The organism is Mailhella sp. (genome assembly GCF_057866825.1).
In genome coordinates this window covers 1-6,064 of the sequence record NZ_DBMAHT010000120.1, presented here as the reverse complement: position 1 = coordinate 6,064, position 6,064 = coordinate 1, and the positions used below count along the sequence as shown (strand labels likewise).

Below are 6,064 nucleotides of genomic sequence, written 5' to 3'. Positions count from 1 at the left end.
TTGCGTTTAACGGCGGGAGTGAATCCCGCCTACTTATGCCCGTCGGCGCGACCGTCTGAAGACAGGTCGCGGGCCCCAGAGCGTTGAGAGGACGTTTTCCGGGCTTCATGGGAGTTCCCGATTCTTCCTGCATGACGCCAGCCCTCTTTTCCCCTTCACTTCCGACCTTCGCGGCCCTCCCCACTCCTTTCCGACACAAACGGACACAATGTCGCGCTCCCCGAGTGCGTTACCGACACGAACTTCCCCAAAGCTGAATTCTCCCTCCCCAAAAAAACATCTGGAAATCCCTTCCTTTGACACGACTGTCCGACGAAAGCCGGACAGGAGTCGGCCACCGCAGGCGGGTCCGTAAGGACACACCTGCACTGAGTCCGCAGCCCGAACCGCGCCTGCCAAGCACTCCGGCATCCGCAGTCTCTGCCTCTCCGAACGACCGCCCTTGCCCACAGCTTCGGGCATAATCATCCCGTTCCCCCTGTCCTGCCGAACCGGCGAAGCCGGAAGGCAGAATCAGGGGGGTGCGGGGGGAATTATTTCTGACCTTGCAGACCTCAACAGAGAACACAAGCCCGTTTGCGCAAGACACACTGTACAGGCTGCGGAACTTGCACGACGGCGGCTGCGCTTCACGCCGGAAGTGAATTCCGGCTACTTGCCTCCGTCGGCGCGGGCTCCTGATGTCGCCCGCGTTCCCCAGTTCGTTGAGAGACGGCATTCCGGCGACACTCCCCCCTTCGCCATGGCTTCGGGCATAATCATCCCGTTCACCCTGTCCTGCCGATCCGGCGAAGCCGGGAGGCAGAATCAGGGGGGTGCGGGGGGAATTATTTCCCCCGCATGCCTTTCCTGTCTTTTCTGCCTTTCCCGCCTTTCCCGCCTTTCCTGCCTTTCCCGTTGCCGGGCCGTGACAGGGGGCGGCGGGGCGTGGTACACCGTGGGGGCGCTCCGCGAGGGGCGGGAATCAAGGCAGGGAAGGCATGAAGATACTTCACACATCGGACTGGCATTTAGGGCATCATCTTTACGGGCGTCGGCGGTACGAGGAATTCCGTCGTTTTCTGGCGTGGCTTGTGGATCTGATTCGGGACGAAGGCGTGGAAGCGCTGATCATTGCAGGCGACGTGTTCGACAGCTCGATTCCCGGCAATCCGGCGCAAAAGCTGTACTACGACTTTCTGCACGATGTTTCGGTAAGCGGGAGTCCGTGCCGGCACGTGGTGGTCATTGCGGGCAATCATGATTCTCCGGCCTTTCTCGACGCTCCGGCCGGTCTGCTTTCGGGCATGAACATTCACGTCACGGGCCGGGCGCGTTCTCCCGAAGAGGAAACCTTTCTGCTGTGCGGGGCAGGCGGCGAGCCCGAGCTCGTGGTATGTGCGGTTCCGTTTCTGCGCGACAGGGATCTTTATCGCGCCGCCGACGGAGACAGCATGGACGAACGCGACAGACTCATGGCCGAAGGCATGAAGGATCATTATCTGCGCGCCGCTCAGGCCGCGGAACGTCTGCGCGCAGGACGCGCCGTTCCGATTCTGGCCACGGGGCATCTTTTTGCCGCGGGAGGCGTGATTTCCGGCGACGACGGCGTGCGCGATCTGCGCGTGGGCTCGCTCGGTCAGGTGGACGCCGGCGTGTTTCCCGCCGCGTTCGACTATGTGGCGCTCGGTCATCTTCACTCGGCGCAGCGGGTTCACGGGGAGGAGCGTCTGCGCTACACGGGTTCGCCGCTGCCCATGGGCTTCGACGAGGTCTGCCGCGGGCACGAGGTGCGCATTCTGGAAACGCAGGGAGACGGCATCGTTTCCCGCGGGGTGAACGTGCCCATGTTTCAGCGACTGGAGCGCGTGGGAGGCGACATTACCGAGATTGAAAGCCGCCTCGACGAACTTTCCGCCTCCGGGGAAAGCGTGTGGGTCGAAGTGCTCTACACCGGCAGCAGCATGATTTCCGACCTGCGCCGCCGCGTGGAGGAACACGTATCCGGCGCCGTGGAAGTGCTCCGCATCCGCAACGCGCGGCTCCTGCCCGAAGGCATGGACGCCGATCCCGAACAGGACGACCTCGAAGAACTCGGCGTGGAAGCCGTTTTTGAACGGCGTTTGCAGGAAGCCTTTCCCGACGCCGCGCCCGACGATCCCGCGCTCAAGGAACTGCGGGCCACGTTCCGCGAAGCCGCGGCCGCCGCGATCTTCGACGAGGAGGACTCTTCATGCGCATCTTAAGCATTCATATCCGCAATCTTAATTCCCTCGCCGGCGAATGGAGAATCCGCCTCGACGGGCCGGAATACGAAGCCGGAGGCATATTTGCCATCACGGGGCCCACGGGCGCGGGCAAGAGCACCATTCTCGACGCCGTGTGTCTGGCGCTCTACGGCGCCACGCCGCGCCTCGACAAGGTGACCAAGAGCAGCAACGAAATCATGTCGCGGCATACGTCGGAATGTATGGCGGAGGTGAGCTTCCGCACCACTCGCGGGGAATATAAGTGCTGCTGGAGTCAGCGCCGGGCGCGGGGCTCGGGCAAGCTTCAGCCGCCGCAGCACCACCTGTACGACGCCAAAGAGCATCCGCTGGCCGACAAAACCACCGACGTCGTCGCCCGCGTGGAAGAGCTCACGGGCATGGATTTTGCCCGGTTCACGCAGTCCGTGCTGCTCGCGCAGGGGCGTTTTGCCACGTTTTTGCTGGCCGACGGCGACAAACGGGCTCCGCTGCTGGAAAAAATTACGGGCACGGGGATTTATTCGGAAATTTCACGGAAGACGCAGCAGCGCAGCAGCGAGGAACAGAAAAAACTCGACGACCTCAAAAACAGACTGGATGCGCAGCAGCTTCTGCCCGAAGACGAGGAAGCGGCGCTTGAACGCGAGCGGGAAACGCTTCACGCGACATGCGAAACGCTGGCGAGCCGCGAGCAGACGCTCAATGACGACATGGCGCGCATTGAGCAGGCCGAGGCCCTCGACAAGGAGGAACAGGCCCTGAACGCCGAGCGGGAAACGCTTCTGCTCGACGGGCAGACCTTTGCGCCGCAGCGCGAAAAGCTGGAGCGCGCCGAACGGGCGGCCGGGATTTTTCCGGCGCTCGAAGCGCTGCGCATCCGGCGCGAGGAGCAGCGCAGCGATGAGAAAGCGCTCGCCGCGCTGAAGGAAGAAGCGCCCCGCCTTGCCGAGCAGGAAGAGCAGGCATCGGCCGCTCTTGCCGCCGCCAAAACGACACTTGCCGCCGAAAAGGACGCCGTGGAAAAGGCGCGGGATCTCTGGAAGCGCGTGCGCGCCGCGGACACCGAAATCGACGCCCGACGCCGCGATCTGAACAATCTGGATCTGGAACTCGACGCCCGCCGCAGCGCGCTGGAACTTCGCCGCAGGGAGCAGAGCGACGCGGAACGAAGCAAAAACGACGCGGAAGCCGCGCTTGCGGGCGTTTCCCGGGAAAAGGAAGCCTCTGCCGCCGACGCCGGACTTTCCGAAGCGGTGGGCGCGCTGGAAACGCGCGTCGGCCGCCTGGAAGAGGACGAGAAAGCCCTCGAAGCCGAGCGCCTCGCGCTGAACGAACTCTCGCTCAACCTTGAGGAACAGAAAACGGCGCTTGCCGGACTCCGCCGTTCGGAAGAGGCGCTCGGCAAGACGCTGTCCGAGGCTTCGGACAGGCTGACGGCGGCGCGCAGCGCCTTTGCCGCGCTTCTGAACGGCAGGGACATGTCCGCGTTCCGGGCCGAACGCGACGCGCTTTCCGCCCGGCTCGGGGCGCTGGACAAGGCCTTCGACGCCGCCTCGACGCGCGCTGAACACCTTTCCCGCGCCGAACGCCTCGCCGGGGACGCGCAGGCGCTGGCCCTCACCGTGCAGCAGGAAAACTCGGAACTCGCCCTGCTGCGGGAACGCGTGAACGCTCTGCGGGAAGCGCAGGCGCTGCGGGCGAAAATCCGCTCCTACGAAGAGGAACGCCGGGCGCTGCGCGAGGGAAGTCCGTGCCCGCTGTGCGGCTCCACGCATCATCCGTTTGCCGAGAGCGCGCCCGCCCTGCCCGATGAAGACGCCGAACGCCTCGCCGCGCTGGAGCGCGACCGCGACCGCGTTTCCGCGTCGCTGGCCGGGCATCAGCGCGACGCCGTTCACGCCGCCGAAGGCCGCGCCGAAGCCTCGGCAGCCGCCGAAGACGCCACCCGAAAGCTGCGTCTTGCGCTCTCCGCCCTTTCTCCGACGCTGGCCGCTGCGCTGACTCTGAAGGACGGCGAGTCCACCGCTTTGCCGGAGCCGACCGGCCCGAACGCGCCTTCCGCGCCCGACAACGAGCCGACGCACAGCCCCGCCGCCCCGGCAGCCGCCCAAACTTCTGCCCCTGCCGAAGCGTGGGAGAACGACATTCTTGCCGCGCTTGCGCTCAGCGAACGCGCGCCCGCCCTGCCCGCGCTTCTGGAAACGCTCCGCGCAAAGACCGCCGATGCCCTCGCCCATGCCGAAGAGACGCTCCGCGACCTCGACTCCCGGCAGCAGGCCGGACGCCGCCTTGCCGACGACGTGGAGCGCCTGCGCCTCATGCACGACAACGCCCTTGCCGACGTGCAGAGCGCGGAAAAGGAAGCGCTGCGCCTCGATGCGGAAGCCTCGGCACGCCGCAAGGAACTTGATTCCAAATCGAGCAAGGCCGACACCGAACGCCTTGCCCTGCAACACGACCTTGCCGCCTTCCGGCGCGCGGGCGAAGCCCCCGCGACGCTTCGCGAGGCCGTAAATCTTCTTGCCGAACGCCGCCGTCGCTACGCCGACCTGCTCGCCCGCGAAGTGAAAGCCCGCAACGCTCTTGCCGAACAGACGCGCCTCATCGACGTGAGCGCCCAGGCCCTGAACTCGGCCATGGCCGAACACAACAGCGCGCAGGAAAACCGCGACCGCCTCGCCGCCGCCCTCGCCGCCCTCGAATCCGAACGCCGCGCCCTCTTCGGCCTGCGCAGCGTGGACGACGAAGAACAGGCTGCCCGCAACCGTCTGCAAGAACTGGAAAAACAGGAAGAAGCCCTGCGCGGACGCCTCGACGAGGCCTCCCGCGCGCTGACCCGGAGCCGCAGCGACGCCGCCGCCCTCGACGACCGACTGACCCGGCGCGCCTCGGATCTGCGCGACCTGGAAGCCGATCTCGAAAAGCGCCTCGCCGCCGAACGCTTTGCCGACGAGCAGTCCTGCCGCGAGGCCATGCTTTCCAAAGAGGACATGGACAATCTTGCGAACGAGCGCGACCAGCTCGCCAAACGCGCCGCCGCTCTCGACGCCCGACAAAAGGACCTTGCCCGCAAGCGCGCCGAACAGCGCCTGCCCCTGCCGCCCCGCGACGCCACCGAACAGGCCCTCGCCGAAACCCGCGCCGAACGCGAAAACGCCCTGCGCACCCTCGGCAGCATTCAGGAACGCCTCAGCGCCAACGCCGGGCGCAAATCGCAGGCCGCCGAACTGACCGGCCAGCTCAAAAAACAGACCGACACCTGCCGCCGCTGGAACGCCCTCAATGCGCTCATCGGCTCCGCCGACGGAAAAAAATTCCGCAACTACGCCCAGGAACTCACCTTCCGCCGACTCATCATCATGGCCAACCGGCAGCTCGCCTTCATGACCGACCGCTACCTGCTCGTGCACAGCAAAACCGAAGCCCTCACCCTCAACGTCATCGACCGCTACCAGGCCGACGCCGTGCGCTCCTCCCGCAACCTCTCCGGCGGCGAAAGCTTCATCGTCAGCCTCGCCCTCGCCCTCGGACTCGCTCAAATGGCCAGCCGCAACGTCCGCGTGGACTCCGTCTTCCTCGATGAAGGCTTCGGCACCCTCGACGAAGAAGCCCTCGGCACCGCCCTCGATATGCTCGCTTCCCTGAGACAAAAAGGTAAAATGATAGGCATCATCTCCCACGTCCAGGCCGTCCGCGACCGCGTCTCACTCCAAATCCAGGTCTCCCCCCTCGGCAGCGGCAAAAGCGCCCTCTCCGGCCCCGGCGTCTCCCGGGTGTGAAAGGCAGGAAAGGCAGAAAGAGAGAAAAGGCAGAAAAGACAGGAAAGGCATGCGGGG

At 65.5% G+C, this 6,064-nt stretch carries 2 protein-coding genes; both read left to right on the top strand.

The genetic code is table 11. The annotated features are described in order from the left end of the window. The first annotated feature begins 980 nt into the window (after window positions 1-980). Window positions 981-2,225, top strand: a complete 1,245-nt coding sequence (locus ACZM96_RS09080) for an exonuclease SbcCD subunit D C-terminal domain-containing protein (protein WP_489488661.1) — start codon at window positions 981-983, stop codon at window positions 2,223-2,225. Next, the gene (locus tag ACZM96_RS09075) at window positions 2,213-6,007 is read left to right on the top strand and encodes an AAA family ATPase (RefSeq protein WP_489488660.1); all 3,795 of its coding nucleotides are present in this window, start codon (window positions 2,213-2,215) and stop codon (window positions 6,005-6,007) included. Before ACZM96_RS09080 ends, ACZM96_RS09075 begins: the two co-directional genes overlap by 13 nt. The last annotated feature ends 57 nt before the right edge of the window (window positions 6,008-6,064 follow it).